Source organism: Geobacillus sp. YHL, from assembly GCF_022341265.1.
In the GTDB taxonomy this organism is placed as follows: domain Bacteria; phylum Bacillota; class Bacilli; order Bacillales; family Anoxybacillaceae; genus Geobacillus; species Geobacillus thermoleovorans.
In genome coordinates, this window is the sequence record NZ_JAEIGB010000011.1 from 60,166 (window position 1) to 77,751 (window position 17,586).

General features: G+C 54.6%; 17 protein-coding genes. 2 read left to right on the top strand and 15 right to left on the bottom strand.

Translation table 11 applies throughout. The annotated features are described in order from the left end of the window. Nucleotides 1-40: 40 nt before the first annotated feature. On the bottom strand, nucleotides 41-2,104 hold the full coding sequence (locus tag JCR24_RS11175; RefSeq protein ID WP_031206533.1) for a sigma-54 interaction domain-containing protein: 2,064 nt from the start codon (nucleotides 2,102-2,104) through the stop codon (nucleotides 41-43). Between the two features lie 139 nt (nucleotides 2,105-2,243). Between JCR24_RS11175 and JCR24_RS11180 the strand changes: the two genes are divergently transcribed. Next, entirely contained in the window at nucleotides 2,244-2,492 is a 249-nt protein-coding gene (locus tag JCR24_RS11180; protein ID WP_011231866.1) for a DUF2627 domain-containing protein, read from the top strand. Nucleotides 2,493-2,567: 75 nt separating this feature from the next. Here the strand turns inward: JCR24_RS11180 and JCR24_RS11185 are convergent, their stop codons facing one another. Continuing rightward, the gene (locus JCR24_RS11185; protein ID WP_011231867.1) at nucleotides 2,568-3,296 is read right to left on the bottom strand and encodes a glycerophosphodiester phosphodiesterase; all 729 of its coding nucleotides are present in this window, start codon (nucleotides 3,294-3,296) and stop codon (nucleotides 2,568-2,570) included. Between the two features lie 109 nt (nucleotides 3,297-3,405). On the opposite strand from JCR24_RS11185, the gene JCR24_RS11190 reads away from it, so the two are divergent. Beyond that, a complete protein-coding gene (locus JCR24_RS11190) occupies nucleotides 3,406-3,558 on the top strand; it encodes a YycC family protein (protein ID WP_011231868.1) in 153 nt (50 codons plus the stop codon). A 151-nt stretch (nucleotides 3,559-3,709) separates the two neighbouring features. Here the strand turns inward: JCR24_RS11190 and spo0A are convergent, their stop codons facing one another. The 13 genes from spo0A to accC form a co-directional block, all read right to left on the bottom strand. Continuing rightward, complete coding sequence (spo0A, locus tag JCR24_RS11195; protein WP_025038882.1) at nucleotides 3,710-4,528, bottom strand: sporulation transcription factor Spo0A; 819 nt, start codon at nucleotides 4,526-4,528, stop codon at nucleotides 3,710-3,712. Between the two features lie 385 nt (nucleotides 4,529-4,913). Beyond that, nucleotides 4,914-6,209, bottom strand: coding sequence for a SpoIVB peptidase (gene spoIVB / locus JCR24_RS11200; protein ID WP_238980636.1), 1,296 nt, complete (start codon nucleotides 6,207-6,209; stop codon nucleotides 4,914-4,916). Nucleotides 6,210-6,482: 273 nt separating this feature from the next. Next, nucleotides 6,483-8,204: a DNA repair protein RecN gene (gene recN / locus JCR24_RS11205; RefSeq protein WP_011231871.1), complete on the bottom strand. Its 1,722-nt coding sequence runs from the start codon at nucleotides 8,202-8,204 to the stop codon at nucleotides 6,483-6,485. A 126-nt stretch (nucleotides 8,205-8,330) separates the two neighbouring features. Further along, nucleotides 8,331-8,780, bottom strand: coding sequence for a transcriptional regulator AhrC/ArgR (ahrC, locus tag JCR24_RS11210; RefSeq protein ID WP_011231872.1), 450 nt, complete (start codon nucleotides 8,778-8,780; stop codon nucleotides 8,331-8,333). Between the two features lie 56 nt (nucleotides 8,781-8,836). Further along, nucleotides 8,837-9,685: a TlyA family RNA methyltransferase gene (locus JCR24_RS11215; RefSeq protein WP_011231873.1), complete on the bottom strand. Its 849-nt coding sequence runs from the start codon at nucleotides 9,683-9,685 to the stop codon at nucleotides 8,837-8,839. Nucleotides 9,686-9,688: 3 nt separating this feature from the next. Next, complete coding sequence (gene dxs, locus JCR24_RS11220; protein ID WP_014196321.1) at nucleotides 9,689-11,581, bottom strand: 1-deoxy-D-xylulose-5-phosphate synthase; 1,893 nt, start codon at nucleotides 11,579-11,581, stop codon at nucleotides 9,689-9,691. A 248-nt stretch (nucleotides 11,582-11,829) separates the two neighbouring features. Next, nucleotides 11,830-12,723, bottom strand: a complete 894-nt coding sequence (locus JCR24_RS11225; protein ID WP_021322371.1) for a polyprenyl synthetase family protein — start codon at nucleotides 12,721-12,723, stop codon at nucleotides 11,830-11,832. 3 nt (nucleotides 12,724-12,726) lie between these two features. Continuing rightward, complete coding sequence (locus JCR24_RS11230; RefSeq protein WP_012820585.1) at nucleotides 12,727-12,957, bottom strand: exodeoxyribonuclease VII small subunit; 231 nt, start codon at nucleotides 12,955-12,957, stop codon at nucleotides 12,727-12,729. Next, nucleotides 12,954-14,300, bottom strand: a complete 1,347-nt coding sequence (xseA, locus tag JCR24_RS11235) for an exodeoxyribonuclease VII large subunit (RefSeq protein WP_011231877.1) — start codon at nucleotides 14,298-14,300, stop codon at nucleotides 12,954-12,956. Before xseA ends, JCR24_RS11230 begins: the two co-directional genes overlap by 4 nt. An 11-nt stretch (nucleotides 14,301-14,311) precedes the next feature. After that, the gene (gene folD / locus JCR24_RS11240; RefSeq protein ID WP_011231878.1) at nucleotides 14,312-15,166 is read right to left on the bottom strand and encodes a bifunctional methylenetetrahydrofolate dehydrogenase/methenyltetrahydrofolate cyclohydrolase FolD; all 855 of its coding nucleotides are present in this window, start codon (nucleotides 15,164-15,166) and stop codon (nucleotides 14,312-14,314) included. 59 nt (nucleotides 15,167-15,225) lie between these two features. After that, nucleotides 15,226-15,618, bottom strand: coding sequence for a transcription antitermination factor NusB (gene nusB, locus JCR24_RS11245; RefSeq protein WP_011231879.1), 393 nt, complete (start codon nucleotides 15,616-15,618; stop codon nucleotides 15,226-15,228). Between the two features lie 191 nt (nucleotides 15,619-15,809). Further along, nucleotides 15,810-16,211, bottom strand: a complete 402-nt coding sequence (locus JCR24_RS11250; protein ID WP_011231880.1) for an Asp23/Gls24 family envelope stress response protein — start codon at nucleotides 16,209-16,211, stop codon at nucleotides 15,810-15,812. 10 nt (nucleotides 16,212-16,221) lie between these two features. Then, a complete protein-coding gene (gene accC, locus JCR24_RS11255; RefSeq protein WP_011231881.1) occupies nucleotides 16,222-17,577 on the bottom strand; it encodes an acetyl-CoA carboxylase biotin carboxylase subunit in 1,356 nt (451 codons plus the stop codon). Between the last annotated feature and the right edge of the window lie 9 nt (nucleotides 17,578-17,586).

Consider the following 17,586-nt stretch of genomic DNA (forward strand, 5'->3'; position numbering starts at 1 on the left):
TCGCAAACAGATATGTGCAATATTCTTCACTCCGCGCAAATTATTGCATGATATTTTTGTCAAGCCCGTATTTCTCCAGCTTGTAATATAAATTGCGCACCGAAATGCCAAGCGCCCGGGCCGCCGCTGTTTTATTGCCTCGATGGCGGCGAAGCGCCTGCTCAATCAAGCTCGCTTCGTATCGGCTCACCATTTCCTCAAGCGGCCGAATCTCCTCTTCCGTTTCCACTCGATGAGCCGGCACTGACGAAGGCGAAGCGAGCGGCGGCAAATGCGTCGCATCGATCATCACTTCATGAAATTTCATGAAAATCATCGCCCGCCCGAGCACATTTTCGAGCTCGCGGACATTTCCCGGCCAATCATAGGCAAGAAGCTTCGCCATCGCTTCATCCGTGACACCTTCGACGTTGCGCCCGTAATCTTGGTTCAGTTTCTGGATCAAACGCCGGCAAAGAGCTGGAATGTCTTCCTTGCGGGCGCGCAGCGGCGGAATATAAATCGGCATCCGATTGAGCCGATAGTATAAGTCTTCGCGAAAGGCGCCTTCGGCAATCGCTTTTTCAAGGTTGACGTTCGTGGCGGCGATGACGCGGACGTTGATCGGGATCGGCTTCGTCCCGCCGACGCGGACGATCTCCCGCTCCTGCAAGACGCGGAGCAGCTTCGCCTGCGTGCTGGCCGACAGTTCGCCGATTTCGTCAAGGAAAATGCTTCCGTTGTTTGCTTCTTCAAACAGCCCTCGCTTGCCTCCGCGCCGCGCGCCGGAAAACGCTCCTTCCTCATAGCCAAACAGTTCGCTTTCCAATAATGTTTCCGGAATGGCCGCGCAGTTGACGCGGATAAACTTGTTATACTTTCGGTCGCTCGCGTTGTGAATGGCGTGGGCGAACAGCTCCTTGCCCGTCCCTGATTCCCCCCGCAGCAAAATCGTCGCCGGTGTTTTCGCCGCCAGCTTCGCCTGCTCGATCGCAACCTTCATCTCTTCCGACTCACCGACAATATCCGCAAACGAATATTTCGCCTCGAGCGTGCGGATGATTTGCCGCGCCCGATTGAGCTCAGTCGTCAGCCGCTGAATTTCTGACACATCATGAATGACGCCGACACTTCCTTTCAATACGCCATCAACAATAATCGGCGCGACATTGACGATGACATCTCGGTTTTTCGGGCCGACTTTCATGCGCGCTCCGCGCACCGGGCGACGCGTTTTCAATACTTGCATGTGCATGCTTTCCCCTTCCGCGATGTCGGCCGTCGCCGGTTTGCCGATGACGTCTTCCTCTGTCAAACCGGTGAGCCGTGTATACGCCGGGTTGATCAAAATACCGTTCCCATTTTCATCGACGACGGAAATCGCCTCTTCCGACGAATAGATGATCGCTTCGAGCATCATGCGGACTTCTTTTAAGTCGGTGATTTCTTCCGCCAAAGCGACAAGCTCGGTGATGTCCTTGAATACCGCGAGCGCCCCAAACAGTTTGCCATTGTCATCGATGATCGGGATGCGGGTGGTGATCAATTTTTTTCCATTGGCCAGCTCCACTTCTTGATGAAACTCCGTCTGCCTCGTTTCGAGCACGCGCGGCAAGCCGCTTGACGGCAGAACGGTCAAAATATGCTTGCCGATCACTTTGTCTTTATCGACTTCAAGCAGCTCCGCCGCGCTTTGATTCATATCGGTAATGTAACCATATTCATCAACGACAATCATGCCATCGTGGGACGAATGAAAGATGAGCGCGCGCCGAGCCGCTTCGCTTTTCAATTTGGCGATGAGCGCTTCTTTTTCTTCAACGAGCTCGGCCATCATCTGCGCGACTGCACTTGGGACAATATTGGCTCCCTCTGGCGCCAATCGACGGATTTCCTCAAGGACATCCGCCCTGCCCGTCGTTTCAATGATCAAATCAAGCGGCTCGGCCATCCATGGACGCCAGTCGCTCGCAGCAGCGATGCCCCATTTTTGCGCCAGTTGCACCCCCGGAGCTTGTTCATCGACGTCAACAACCGCCACAACGTCAAATCCCGACGCCCCGTGAAGCAGCTTCAAAAGCGACATTCCGCGCGAGTCAGCCCCAATGATCATCACTTTTTTCATGTCCATTCACCACACTTTATAGTATGCCAATTTTTGCAGACACTTTTATCATACTTGATTTGCTCTTTCCTTGACAAACGCCCAATAACCGCTATGATAGTCGATAAGGCTACTCTTTTCGGAAAGGAACGCGATCGCGATGGGGCGAATGATTGCGCTGTTGATTTTAGTCATTCCCGGGCTTGGAGCGGCGCTTGGCATCAAATGGATGCGCGATGCGTTGTTTGGCATCAACGGGCCGCTGTTTTCTGCCTTATGGCTGCAATTTCTCGCCGGGCTCGCGCTGTTTGCCGCTGGGCTGGCGTTTCTCGGCGGTTTTTTGCTGCACCGCGACCGGAAACGCAACAAAGTGCAGGCGCGTTTTCAACGAAAACGAAAAACGCCTTGACCCGGAACGTTGATGCCTATTACACTGGGAAAACATCCATTTCAAGGCAAACAAAAAATGCCTTAACGTCTCTCGTTAAGGCGTTTTCTCTTTCCATTGCTTCGCTTGGCGCGGGTAGTCGGTGAAGACGGCGTCAACGCCATAAGCAAACATCGTTTTCATCACATTTCGCTTATTTACCGTAAACGGGCGGACCGCCACCCCGCGCCGCCGCGCTTCGGCGGCAAATTCCGCCGTCACCGTCCGATAGTGCGGATGCACCCCGTCGGCGTTCATGGCACGCACATACGTCCATGGGGCATACAGCGGCTCAATGTACAAGAGCGCCGTCTCGATTTCCGGTGCAAGCGTTCGGCAAAGGCGCATGCTATGATGATTGAACGATGACAAAATCGTCCGCTTCTCAAGCCCATAGCGGCGCACGAGGGAGATCGTTTTTTGCTCAAGCGTTTCGTAGGCGATGAGGCTATTTTTCAGCTCGATGTTGACCGCCATCCGTGTTGATGACAGCCAAGCAAGCACTTCCTCAAGATGCGGAATCGGACAATGGCCGTGTTTGCCGTCCCACATGGCCGCCGCGTTCAATCGGCGCAGTTCGCGGTACGTGATGTCTTTCACCCAGCCGCTGCCGTCCGTCGTCCGGTCGACCGTTTCGTCATGAATGACGACCACTTCGCCGTCTTTTGTGAGCTGCACATCCAATTCAATGCCGTCCGCTCCCGCTTTTTCCGCCTCGATAAACGCCGCCATCGTATTTTCCGGGTGCGTCCCCGCCGCCCCGCGGTGGGCAAAAATCAATGTCATTCTGCCTTCTTCCTTTCGCATTTATTCGCCGTTCAGCCAACGAGCTGGCCGAAACCGGCGGTCGTTCGTTATACTAAAAATAATACTATGAACAAACGAGGTGGAGATGATGCAGCCGTTGAAAATTTCGCTGGAAACAGCGCAAAAGCTGGCCAAAGCGCTCGGCGTGCCGATCGAGCAGATCATGCATATGCCGCCGCACATTTTGGTGAACAAGCTGCTGGAATTGGAGAAAAAAGAAAAAGAAAACGACCCATCTTAACCGTCTGGCCCTTGGCGGTAAAGCCGCCTCTGTGCACCACACCGGCGCAAGCCACGTTCCCCCTTTTTTCGTTCCAGCAAGCCGCCAAACGGCAAAAAAGACGCCCCCGATTGCGGAGCGTCTTGCCGCTTTGGCTATCATTCGTTTTCCGTTACGATGCTTTATGCTCAAGCCGGAGCTTATCGGCCACCATGGCGATGAATTCCGAGTTTGTCGGCTTTGCCTTCGAGACGCTCACCGTATAGCCGAACAGCGAGGAAATCGATTCGAGGTTGCCGCGGCTCCAAGCGACTTCGATCGCATGGCGAATGGCGCGCTCGACGCGGCTGGCCGTCGTGTTGTATTTTTTCGCGATGTCCGGATAGAGCACTTTCGTGATGGAGCCGAGCAGTTCGATGTCGTGGTACACCATCGCGATCGCTTCGCGCAAGTACAGATAGCCTTTAATATGCGCCGGGACGCCGATTTCATGGATGATGCTCGTAATGCTCGCATCCAAATTTTTCGGTTTGTTGTCGCGCGCCTGGTAGGCAGAGCCGGTTTTTCTGACCATCGGCGCCGTTTTGCCATGAATCTGCCGAATGTGATGGACCAAATTCTCCATGTCGAACGGTTTTAAAATGAAGTAGGAAGCGCCGAGTTCCACTGCCTTTTTCGTGACATCCTCCTGGCCGAACGCCGTCAGCATAATGACGCTCGGCTGATGCTCACAACCTGCGCGGACTTTCTCAAGCACAGCTAACCCATCCAAGTGCGGCATAATGATGTCCAGAAGCAAAATATCCGGCCGCTTTTCCTCGAGCATATGAAGGCAATCTTGGCCGTTATACGCCGTGCCAATCACTTCCATGTCCGGCTGACTCGAGATATATTCGTCAAGCAATGTCACCAATTCGCGGTTATCATCGGCAATGCACACCTTAATGCTCAAAACGATCGTCCTCCCCCACTTTTTCTTGCTATGTAACATTCCATTAACGTACATTCGACAACAGCGGCAAAAAATCCTTTTATTTTTCAAAAAATAAAGATTATAACAAAAAACGAGCTCATTAGACAATATTCGTTTTCACCAGCGATGCGTTTGTCGAAAAATCTTTACACATTTCATTTTAACGGATGTTTCACCAAATATCTATGCCAAACCGGCAAAATTTTTGCCGCCTTTTTTGAAAAATTTTTAGTGGCAGCCTAACCAAATATGGCGGAATCAATCAAGCCGCTCACAGCATTTCGAAACATTGACCTTGGGATGATCAGGAAGAGATGAATGGTGACCAAATCATCACTCGTCATTTCACCAAATATACACAAGAATCGAATGTTGGCTGCCGGGAAAAAGCGAGCCGACTTTGTCAGCTCGCTTTCTTTTGTTTGCCGTATAGATCGATGCCTGCCTCTTGCAGCATCCATTCAATATGGACGCCGTATCCCGATGTCGGATCGTTGACAAACACATGCGTCACCGCACCGACAAGTTTGCCGTCTTGAATGATCGGGCTGCCGCTCATGCCTTGAACGATGCCGCCCGTTTTCTTGAGCAGGCGCGGATCGGTGACGCGGATGACGAGTCCTTTTGTGGCTGGAAACTTTTGTGGAACGTTGCTGACAATTTCAACATCAAATTGCTCCACCTTGTCGTTTTCGACCACTGTCAATATTTTTGCCGGTCCTTCTTTCACCTGGCTGGCCAAAGCGATCGGAATCGGTTTCGTGAATGGGCTGTCCGGCAGTGGTTTGATCAGCTTGCCGAAAATGCCAAACGGGCTGTTGGTGGTGATCGTGCCGATCACTTCTTCGCCGTCGGAAAAGCGCGCTAATTTTTCACCTGGATTGCCGCTCGTCCCTTTTTCGATCGATGTGACGGTCGAGCGCATAATTTGCCCGTTTTGCACGACAATCGGCTTTTTCGTATCCATGTCAGAGATGACATGGCCAAGTGCGCCATATGTTTTTGATTTGGGGTCGTAAAATGTCATCGTCCCGATGCCGGCGGCCGAATCGCGAATGTACAGGCCGATGCGGTACACATCGTCATGCTTGTCTCTCAGCGGAACGAGCTTCACCGTCATGGAGTGCTGATCGCGCAGAATTTTTAGATGAAGCGGTTTTCCCGTTTTGCCGGCCTCCTCGATGAAAGGGGAAAGGTCGCTCATGTTTTCGATTTTTTGGCCGTTAATGCCGATAATGATGTCGCCGACTTGAATGCCGGCTGCCTCTCCCGGCGATTTTTTCCCGTTTTCGGTTTCGACAAGGTGGTAACCGACGACAAGAACGCCGACGGTATTGAGCTTGACGCCGATCGATTGTCCGCCGGGAATGACTTTGAGCGTCGGCAGCACGTTGACATCCACTTGCTTGATCGGCATTCCGGCAACCTGCAACATCATCGTTTCATGTCCGCGGCGTTTCGCCTTTACAGACAGAGAACCGTTTTTTCGCTCAATATTGAGCGTTTCGGGAGCGTTTCGGTCATTGACGGCCGCTTGCACGGGAAGGGAAGCGGCAGGAAATTCAACCGCATCGCCTTCAAACAGGACAAGCTGCTTCGGAATTTGCCAATATTCCTTCATCGGTTTGGAAAAGGCGATGGCCGTCAATATACCAAGGAGAAGCACTCCTGCGATTTTTCGCGCCGTTTCTTTATTCAATGTCGTCCACTCTCCTCGCTCCCGCCTACACCATGCAAAAACGGTTACAGTTTTAATTTTGCCTGAACCGGGGAAAATATAATCGCCCTGTCGATAAAAAAGCTGCCCGGAATTGGATGGACTTGCATCCGGACAGCCGCGCGGCTTTTTGCTTATCTTTATGAAACACCGTAGTTCTCTTAAGGAAAGCGGGCGCCAAGGCAGAACAGGCAGGCGGAATCGGCCCGCTTTGAGAGGGATGCGCCTCCCCTCGACGAACAGGGGAAACAGGAATCAATGTTTCATTTTCGCCGCCAGTTCCAACAGCTCTTTGGCATGCCGTTTCGTCAATTCCGTCATCTCGACGCCGGAAATCATCCGCCCGATTTCTTTCACTTTCTCCTCCTCATTGAGCTTCCTCACGACTGTTTTCGTCCGTTCCCCATCCGTCTCTTTGGCGATCAACAAGTGCGTGTCCGCCATCGCAGCGACTTGCGGCAGATGGGAAATGCAAAGCACTTGCGACTGGCTGGCGATGCGGTAAATTTTTTCCGCCATTGCCTGGGCGACGCGTCCGCTGACACCGGTGTCGACCTCATCAAAAACAATCGACGTCACTCCTTGATGTTTGGAAAAAATCGTTTTCAACGCCAGCATAATGCGCGACAGCTCGCCGCCGGAAGCGACTTTGACGAGCGGTTTTAACGGCTCGCCGACGTTCGTCGAAATGTAAAACTCGACGACATCGATGCCATCTTCTTGGAACCTAACCGGCACGCCGTCGACCAAGGGGGCGTCAAGCGATCCTTCGCGCTTGGCAAATACGATGTCAAATTTCGTTTTGTCCATGTACAAGTCTTTCAGTTCTTGATGAATGCGCTCAATCAGGCGCCGGGCATATGTTTGCCGAACAGCGGTGACGTTTTTCGCCTCCGTGAGCAACTCGTCCGTCACCAGAGCGAGCTGCTGCTTAAGCTCATGCACATGCGTTTCGCGATTTTCGATTGTCTCGATTTCCTCGGCGATCGTCTCGGCATAGTGCAAAATATCGGCGATCGTCGCCCCGTATTTTCGTTTGAGCTGCCCGATTTCCGCGAGACGGCTTTCAATGGCATCGAGCCGCTCTGGGTCGTATTCCATCTCCTCAATTTGATCGCGCAGCTTGTACATGACTTCCTCGAGCAAATAGTAGCAGTTCGCCGTCGTTTCATGCGCATCTTTGAGCGCTGCATCCATGCCTGCGACGTCATCGAGATGGCGCATCGCCTCCCCGATGGAATCAAGCCCGCGTCCCTCTCCGGAGAGGGCCTCATAGCTTTTCTGCAGAGCGGTATAAATTTTTTGAAAATTGACGATGCGAACTTTTTCCTCCATCAGCCGCTCGTCCTCGCCCGGCTCGAGCGCCGCCTGCTCGATTTCACGCAGCTGAAACGTCAGCAAATCAAGCCGGTGCGCCATTTGCTGTTCATTTTCGCTCAGCTTTTTCAATTTGTTTCCGAGCTCCTCATACCGCTCATAGACGGCGCGGTAGCGAGCAAGCGCCTCTGCCGCCTCTAGGCCGCCGAACTCGTCTAAAAGCGGCAGATGGCGGGACGGATCCATCAGTTCTTGATGTTCATGCTGGCCGTGAATATCAACAAGCGTCGCCCCGATGTCGCGCAGCACCGCCGTCGTGACGAGCTTGCCGTTAATGCGGCAGACGCTTTTGCCGTTGGCGAAAATATCGCGGCGCAACACGATCATGCCGTCGCTGGCGTCGATGCCAACGTCTGCGCATTTTTGCCAGCACGGATGGCGGTCATCATCAAGCAAAAACAGCCCTTCGATTTCCGCCTTTTCCGCTCCAAAGCGGACAAATTCAGCGGAGCCGCGTCCGCCGATCAACAAATGAATCGCGTCGATGATGATCGATTTGCCGGCTCCCGTTTCGCCGGTTAACACCGTCAGCCCTTTGTCAAACGACAACGAGAGCGACTCGATAATGGCGAAATTTTTAATCGACAGCTCGGCGAGCATTTCACCACTCCTTGCCTGTCCGATTCATTCCACTTTTGATTATAGCACGTATGTTCGGATTTGCAAACGAGGACCGCCCTGTCGTTCCGTCCTTGAACGTGGAACGGAAGCTGGGCCGGTCCTCGCCTAGAGCATGGACAACAGCTGGTCGGACACTTTTTCCGCATCTTTCGGAGTACGGCAGATGATCAGGCACGTATCGTCGCCGCAAATCGTACCGACGATTTCGTTCCAATCCAAATTGTCGAGCAAGACGCCGACGGCATGGGCGTTGCCCGGCAGCGTCCGCAACACAAGCAAGTTGCCCGTTCCGTCAAGCTTCACAAACACATCAACAAGCGCCCGCTTCAGCTTTTGCAACGGATTGAAGCGCTGGTCGGACGGAAGGCTGTACTTGTAGCGGCCGTTGGCCATCGGCACTTTGACGAGCTGCATTTCTTTAATGTCGCGCGAGACGGTCGCCTGGGTGACGTTAAAGCCAGCTTCTCTCAGCCGGTCGACAAGCTCGTCTTGCGTTTCAATGTCATGGTTCATAATGATTTCGCGAATTTTAATATGCCTTTGCCCTTTGTTCACATTGCGCCACCTCCCCGCTTTTCAAAGTGCAGAGCAGATTGTCCGTCCCGCCGACGCTATTTGCCGCTTGGCTCCACGCTCCCCGCCCGCAATCGGGCATGCGCCTCGCTCACCACGTCGGCGACGGATGCTGGCAGTCGGTTTTCTCCCTCCCGGTTTCCTCCAGGATAGGCAGCATGAAGCAAAAATTCAATATTGCCGTCGCCGCCGGTAATCGGTGAATACGTTAAATGAAGAACATCGAACCCTTCCGCGCAGGCGAATTGAATGATCGATTCGAGCACTTCCTCGTGAATGTTCGGATCGCGGATGATCCCTTTTTTGCCGACCTTTTCCTTGCCGGCTTCAAACTGCGGCTTGACGAGAGCAATCACATCGCCGCCCGGCACCATGACCGTCTTGACGACCGGCAAAATGAGCCGCAGCGAAATAAACGAGACATCGATGACAGCTACTTCCGGCAGCCCTTTCGTAAACTGATCCGGCGTCACGTAGCGGAAGTTCGTCCGCTCCATTACAACGACGCGCTCGTCTTGACGCAGCTTCCAGGCAAGCTGGTTGTAGCCGACATCGACGGCATACGTCAGCTTCGCCCCATGCTGCAAGGCGCAGTCGGTGAAACCGCCGGTCGACGCGCCGATGTCAAGAACAATTTTATTTTCCACGCGAATATGAAACTCGCGCAACGCTTTTTCCAGTTTCAACCCACCGCGGCTGACGTACGGAAGCGGGTTGCCTTTCACCTCAAGCGGAATGTCAACCGGCACTTTTTCCCCGGGCTTATCGAGTCGAACGTCGTTTGAATAGACAAGCCCGGCCATGATCGCTCGCTTCGCCTTTTCCCGCGTTTCCGCCAGCCCTCGTTCGACAAGCAGCACATCGAGCCGTTCTTTTTTTCCTTTCATGTCTCAAGCCCTTTTCTGTTTTCTTGGCACCATCGTTTTGATGCGGTCGATGATATGGGTCGACGTCAGCCCGATTTCATTGAGCAGCTCGCTGACGCTTCCATGTTCGATAAAGCGGTCCGGGATGCCCATCCGTTCGATGACCGCTCCGTGATAACCATGATCATGAGCAAACTCCAACACAGCACTGCCAAAGCCGCCTTGCAGCACCGCCTCTTCGACCGTTAAGATCGGCAGGCGGCTCTCAAGCAGTTCGTGAAGCATCGCCACGTCCATCGGCTTCAAAAAGCGAGCGTTGACGACTTTCACCGATATGCCGTCTTTCGCCAGCTCGTCGGCCGCCTTAAGCGCCATCGAAATCGTCGTGCCAAACGTCAAAATCGCCGCATCGCAGCCGTCGCGCAACACTTCCCACGTGCCGATTGGGATTTCTTTCAGCTCCTCATCAAGCGGTACGCCAAGCCCGTTGCCGCGCGGGAAACGCATGGCGATTGGCCCGTCGTCGTAGCGGATGGCGGTGTACACCATGTGCTGTCCTTCGTTTTCGTCTTTTGGCATCATCAACACCAAGTTCGGCACATGGCGCAAAAAGGCGATGTCAAACACCCCTTGGTGCGTTTCGCCGTCCGCCCCGACCAACCCAGCACGGTCAATGGCGAAAAAGACATTTAAGTTTTGCCGGCATACATCATGGACGACTTGGTCATAGGCGCGCTGCAAAAATGTCGAATAAATGGCCAAAAACGGTTTCATCCCTTGCGTCGCCAATCCAGCCGCGAGCGTTGTCGCGTGCTGCTCGGCGATGCCAACATCAAACATCCGATCTGGAAACTCGCTTGCAAACCCTTCCAGCTTCGAGCCGACCGGCATCGCCGGCGTAATCGCGACGATGCGCGGGTCGGTGCGAGCGAGCCGGCGCACGGTTTCGCTGACAAGCGCGCTCCATGACGGACCGGCCTCTTTCGTTTTGACAAAAGCGCCGGTTTCGATTTTGTACGGCCCTGTGCCGTGCCATGTGCCGACTTTGTCGTTTTCCGCCGGACTGTATCCTTTCCCTTTCTTCGTGATGACATGCACAAGCACCGGACCTTTCATCTTCTTCGCATAGCGCAAGTTCTCAAACAAATCCTCAAAATCGTGGCCGTCGACCGGGCCTAAATACGTAAACCCGAGCTCTTCGAAAAACACGCCGGAGACAAGCAAATATTTCAAGCTGTCTTTCAGCCGCTCGGCCGTCGCCGCCAGCTTGCCGCCAACCGCTGGGATGCGCTTGAGCAGCAGCTCCAGTTCATCTTTCACCCACTGGTATTTGCCGGCGGTGCGCAACCGACCGAGGATGTTGTGCAACGCGCCGACGTTCGGGGCGATCGACATTTCATTGTCGTTTAAGATGACAATCATATCCGTTTTCTCATGCCCGATATGGTTGAGCGCCTCAAGCGCCATGCCGCCGGTGAGCGCCCCGTCGCCGATGATCGGCACGATGTATTCATCCGTCCCTTTCAAATCACGGGCGATCGCCATTCCCATCGCCGCCGACAGCGACGTCGAGCTATGGCCCGTTTCCCACACGTCATGCTCGCTTTCGCTCCGTTTCGGGAACCCGGACAGCCCCTTGTATTGGCGGAGCGTGTCAAACGCGGCGGCGCGTCCGGTCAAAATTTTATGCACGTATGACTGGTGTCCGACATCCCAAATGAGCTTGTCTTTTGGGCTGTCGAATTCGCGGTGGAGGGCGATCGTCAGCTCGACGACCCCTAAGTTTGGGCCGATATGTCCGCCCGTTTTCGACAACTTCTCAATTAAAAACCGCCGAATCTCGGCGCTTAACCGTTTCAGCTCAGGAATGGACATGTTTTTGACAACGCGCGGATGGTCAATTTTTGTCAAGTCCAACAAAGATCACTCGCTTTCATTCTGTCGTTCTCCGAGCCGTTTCTCCTCGTACAGGTAGTATTATTATACATGATCCGGCGCGAAAAATCGACTTTTCCCGCCAACGCAGCCCGTCACCACCTAGGACGCGTTTTGTGGTGTATCTATAGAACTTGCGGCGGCCGCCCGGCGGAAAACAACCAAAAAAACAAGGCCGCCTCCGCCCCGAAGGAAAGCGAACAACGGGAACAAGAGGCCGCCGCCCCGCATCAGTGGTCGCGGACCGCGACAAGCTCGCAAATGTAGGCCAGCACCGCGTCATCGATTTTGGCTTGTTGCAAATGGCGCTTCGCGGCGTCGATGTGAAACGCCAGTTTCTCTTTGGCACCGCCTAGCGAAAGAAGCGCCGGATATGTCGCCTTCTTGTTGTCGCGGTCGCTGCCGACTCGCTTGCCGATTTTTTCTTCCATTCCTTCAATGTCCAAAATATCGTCGCGAATTTGAAAGGCGAGGCCTAAATGTGCGGCGAACTCGTTGAGTTCGCGCGTCTGCCGACCATCGGCGCCGCCAAGCAGCCCCCCGGCGTGCACGCTGTATTGCAACATTTTCCCCGTCTTATGGCGGTGGATGTATTCCAGTTCCGCAAGCGCCAGCGTTTTTCCTTCCGCCTCCATATCAGCCGCCTGTCCAGCGACCATGCCTTCCGGGCCGGCCGCCTTCGCGAGCTGCTCGATGAGCTGCAGCCGGACAGAAGGCGGAACGCGGTCGTCATCAACCTCGGCGATCAATTGAAACGCATACGTAAGCAAGGCGTCCCCGGCCAAAATGGCCATCGCCTCGCCGAACACTTTATGGTTCGTCGGTTTGCCGCGCCGCAAATCATCGTTGTCCATGCTTGGCAAATCATCATGAATGAGCGAGTACGTATGGATCATTTCAATGGCGCAAGCGACTGGCAGACCGATCGCCGGGTCTTTGCCAAGCGCTTGGATGGTCGCCAGCAACAAAAGCGGGCGGATTCGTTTGCCGCCGGCCTCAAGCGAGTAGGCCATCGCCTTTTTCAGCGTCTCCGGCCCACGAAGCCGCGCCATATAGGAGGAAAGCGCCGCCTCGACGGCCCGTTTTTGTTCGTTGAGAAACTGTTCAACCGAAAGCTGCGCCACCCGTCACTCCTCCTCCGGCGAAAAAGGGACAAGCTCGCCGTCTTCACGCAGCATGTACTCCAACTGTTTCTCCACATGCTGCAATTTATCATGGCAAAGCTTGGACAGTTTCATGCCTTCTTGAAAAAAGGCGATCGCCTCCTCAAGCGGCACGTTCCCTTCCTCGAGCTTTTCGACGATTTCCTCCAGTTTTTTCATCGCTTCTTCAAACGTCATCTCTTTTTCTTCGCTCATACGTGTTTTTCCTCCACTCCCGTCACTTGACAATCGACTCGTCCGTCTTGAACTTGAATGGAAAGATGCTCGCCGATTCGAAGCTGGTTCGTTCGTTTCACGAGCTCGCCCTGCTCATTGTACACCAAGCTGTAGCCGCGCTCCATGATGCGAAGCGGACTGAGCGCCTCAAGCCGGGCGAGGTTGGAGCGAAAGCGGAACCGATGGCGCTCCACCGCGGTGCGCATCGCTTTTTCCAGCGCATTGGCGGCCGCCTTTTGCCGTTCTTTCATCCGCTCAAGCTCTGCAGCTGGATGGTGCCGCCATAGTCTCATGTCAAGCTCATGCAACCGCTGACGATGTTTGTCGACGAGCCGTTCGCGTTGGCGGCTAAGCCGCTCAAGCAACGCATCAAGCTGCTGTTCTTTTTGTTCATAGAGCCGCTTGGGATAGCGGAATGCGTAGGATCCTTGCAGCCGGCGAAGCTGCTCTTTATCAGCGGCAAGCTGCTCTTTCATGGCGCGGATGAGCCGCCATTTCCGCTCGGCGAGCCGCTCAGCGAGCTCCCCAACATGCGGCGCCGCCATCTCAGCTGCTGCCGTCGGCGTCGGCGCCCGCAAATCGGCGACAAAGTCGGCGATCGTAAAATCTGTTTCATGGCCGACAGCGGAAATAATCGGTATTTTTGAGGCGAAGATGGCGCGAGCGACGATTTCTTCATTGAACGCCCACAATTCTTCGATCGAGCCGCCGCCGCGGCCGACAATCAGCACATCAACCCCGCCGAACGAATTCGCCCGCTCGATGGCGCGCACGATGGAGGGCGCCGCCCCGTCCCCTTGAACGAGCGCTGGAAACAAAATGACTTTAGCGAGCGGATAGCGGCGGCGAATCGTCGTCATAATATCGCGCACCGCCGCTCCAGTCGGCGATGTAACGACGCCGATGCAGCGAGGGAAGGCTGGAAGCGGCTTTTTATGGACCGGCGAAAACAACCCTTCCGCCTCGAGCCGCTGCTTCAGCTGTTCGTAGGCTAGATAGAGGCTTCCGACACCTTCCGGCTGCATTTCTTTGACATAAAGCTGATAGTTGCCGTTCGGTTCATAGACGGAAATTTCCCCGCGCGCGAGCACGTTCATCCCATCTTCAGGGCGGAACGGCAAATGCTGGTTGTAGCCGGCGAACATGACGGCGGCAATGCGTCCTTGGCTGTCTTTCAACGTAAAATACATATGGCCGCGCGAATGCTGCTTAAAATTCGAAATCTCGCCCTTCACCCATAGATCGCGCAAATGCGGGTCGACATCGAACTTGCGTTTGATGTACTTCGTCAACGCCCCGACCGTCACATATTTCACTTCCACTGATCCTGCCCTCACTTTGCGGCCAGCTGCCGTGCCGCTTCAATCGTGTTGTGCAAGAGCATTGTAATCGTCATCGGCCCGACTCCACCCGGCACCGGCGTAATATAGCCAGCCACTTCTTTCACAGCGTCAAAATCGACATCGCCGCACAATTTGCCGTTCTCAAGCCGGTTGACGCCGACGTCGATGACGACCGCCCCGGGCTTGATGTGTTCCGGGCCGATGAGGCGCGCCTTGCCGACAGCGACGATCAAAATGTCCGCCTGCCGAGTGATGGCGGCCAAATCCGGCGTTTTCGAGTGAGTGTAGGTGACGGTGGCATGTTCGCGCAAAAACAGCTGGCCAACCGGTTTGCCGACGATGTTGCTTCGGCCGACGACGACGACGTGCTTGCCGGCGATGTCAATGCCGGCCGATTGCACCATCACTAAAATGCCATGCGGAGTGCAAGGGAGAAACGCCCGTTGGCCGATCATCATTTTTCCGACATTGATCGGGTGAAACCCATCGACATCTTTTTCCGGTGCGATCGTTTCAATGACCGACCATTCGCAAATGTGATCCGGCAGCGGCAGCTGCACTAAAATGCCGTGCACCGCCGGATCGACGTTTAACTCGCGGATTTTCGCAAGCAGCGTCTCTTCGTCGATCGCCGCCGGAAACGTGTAAAGGAACGAGCGAATGCCGACCTCGGCGCACGCTTTTTGTTTTCCTTTTACATACGAATGCGATGCCGGATCGTCGCCGACTAGAATGACGGCCAGCCCCGGCTCAACGCCGTCCGCTTTCAACTGTGCGGCTTCATCCGCCAATGCGGTGCGAATCGTCCTCGCCATCTCCGTTCCGCTAATGATTTGTGCTGTCATCGTGTTTCGTTCCCCTCTCCTCGTTCATCGTTCGATATCTGCCCGCGATGCAGCCGGTTTTATTTTTGCAGCGCCGCCTTCACTTTCGAAAGCACGCCGTTGACAAAACTTCCGGATTTCCAATCGCCGAATTTTTTCGCCAGCTCGACCGCCTCATCGAGGCTGACGCTTACCGGCACATCATCGGCGTATTTCATCTCGTACGTCGCCATGCGCAAAATGGCGCGGTCAACGTTGGCGACGCGTTCAAGCGTCCATTTTTCCAAATTGGCGCGCAACAGCTCGTCAATCTCCTCCTGGTGCTCGACGACGCCAAAGACGAGCTGGCGCAAAAACGGGTCGATGTCGCCGCCGCCCGTGACATTGTGGAGCGCCTCGTCTGGTGGAATGCGTCCGACATCGATTTGAAACAGCGCCTGCAACGCCTTTTCCCGTGCTTCATGCCGCTTCATGGCGGTCCCCCTTTCCAAAAAACGAACATTCACAATGAAATCATATCATATTTTTCGGAAAAAGCCAGCCTTTTCCCACAAATCATTCGCGCTGCCGTTGGTTGCGCCATAACGGCCTCGTTCATTACAATAACAAACTTTGGCCAAAAAAACAAAAAGGCAGCCGCCGAAAAAGCAACTGCCTTGCGAGATCACTGTTCGACCACGCCTTGTTCCTGCTTGCCGCCCTCAAACTGGATGCCGACGATATGAACGTTCACTTCGCTCGCCTCGAGGCCGGTCATGTTCCAAAGCGCCTGGCGCACATTTTCCTGCACCTTTTTCGCCACGTTCGGAATCGATGCGCCAAACTGGACGAGGCAATAAAGATCGATGACGACGCCGTCGTCGCGCAAATCAACCTTGACGCCTTTGCCATGGTGTTTCTTTCCAAACCGCTCGGCGACGCCGGCGGCAAAATTGCCGCGCATTTGCGCGATGCCGTCGACTTCTGACGCCGCGATGCCAGCGATCACCTCAATCACTTCCGGTGCAATTTCCACCTTGCCGAGCGCCGGGTACACTTGCTCTGTTTCAAAGACATGCTCAGACATAAGGCACCTCCTATTCCGCCTTCATAATATCATATAACTCCAAAAACTTCGTATTAAACTCACCGCTTTGAAAATTCTCATGCTCCATTAATTTTATGTGGAACGGAATCGTTGTATGAATGCCTTCGATGATAAACTCCGAAAGCGCCCGTCTCATGCGGGCGATCGCTTCCGCACGCGTCGGCGCATGAACGATCAATTTGGCGATCATCGAATCATAATACGGCGGGATCGTATAGCCTGGATAGACGGCGGAATCGACGCGCACGCCCGGGCCGCCCGGCGGCAGGTACATGGCGATTTTCCCCGGCGACGGCATAAAGTTTTTCGCTGGATTTTCGGCGTTGATCCGGCACTCGATCGCCCAGCCGTTAAACGTGACGTCCTCTTGGGTGATCGACAGCTTTTCACCGGCGGCGATGCGGATTTGCTCCTTGACCAAATCGATGCCGGTGATCAGTTCGGTGACCGGATGCTCGACTTGAATGCGCGTATTCATCTCCATGAAGTAAAATTGCTTGTTCCGGTGGTCATAAATAAATTCAACCGTGCCGGCGCCGGTGTAGTTGACCGCTTTTGCCGCCTTGACGGCTGCCTCGCCCATCTTCCGGCGCATCTCGTCGTCAAGCGCCGGCGACGGCGCTTCCTCGACCAGTTTTTGCAGCCGGCGCTGGATCGAGCAGTCGCGCTCACCGAGATGAATCGTATTGCCGTACGAATCAGCGAGCACTTGAATTTCGACATGGCGGAAATCTTCGATATATTTTTCAATATAGACGCCTGGGTTGCCAAACGCCGTCGCCGCTTCCTGCTGGGTGATGTTGATGCCTTTGACGAGCTCGCCTTCGTCGCGGGCGACGCGGATTCCTTTCCCGCCGCCGCCGGCCGTCGCTTTAATGATGACCGGATAGCCGATCTCTTCGGCAATCGCCCGCGCCTCATCAAGGCTTTCGATAACCCCGCGCGACCCAGGCACGATCGGCACCCCCGCCTCGCGCATCGTCTCGCGAGCGATGTCTTTAATGCCCATTTTTGCAATCGCTTCCGGACTTGGGCCGATAAATGTCACGTTGCATTCACGGCACAGCTCGGCGAACGCTTCATTTTCCGCCAAAAACCCGTAACCGGGGTGGATGGCGTCACAGCCAGTCAGCGTGGCGACGCTCATAATGTTTGTGAAATTTAAATAGCTGTCTTTCGAAGCGGTCGGCCCGATGCAGTACGCCTCATCAGCCAGCTGCACGTGCAAGGCGTCGCGGTCGGCTTGCGAAAAGACAGCGACCGTCTCAATCCCAAGCTCGCGGCAGGCGCGGATGATGCGGACGGCGATTTCCCCGCGGTTCGCCACCAACACTTTTTTGATCATCGTCCGTTC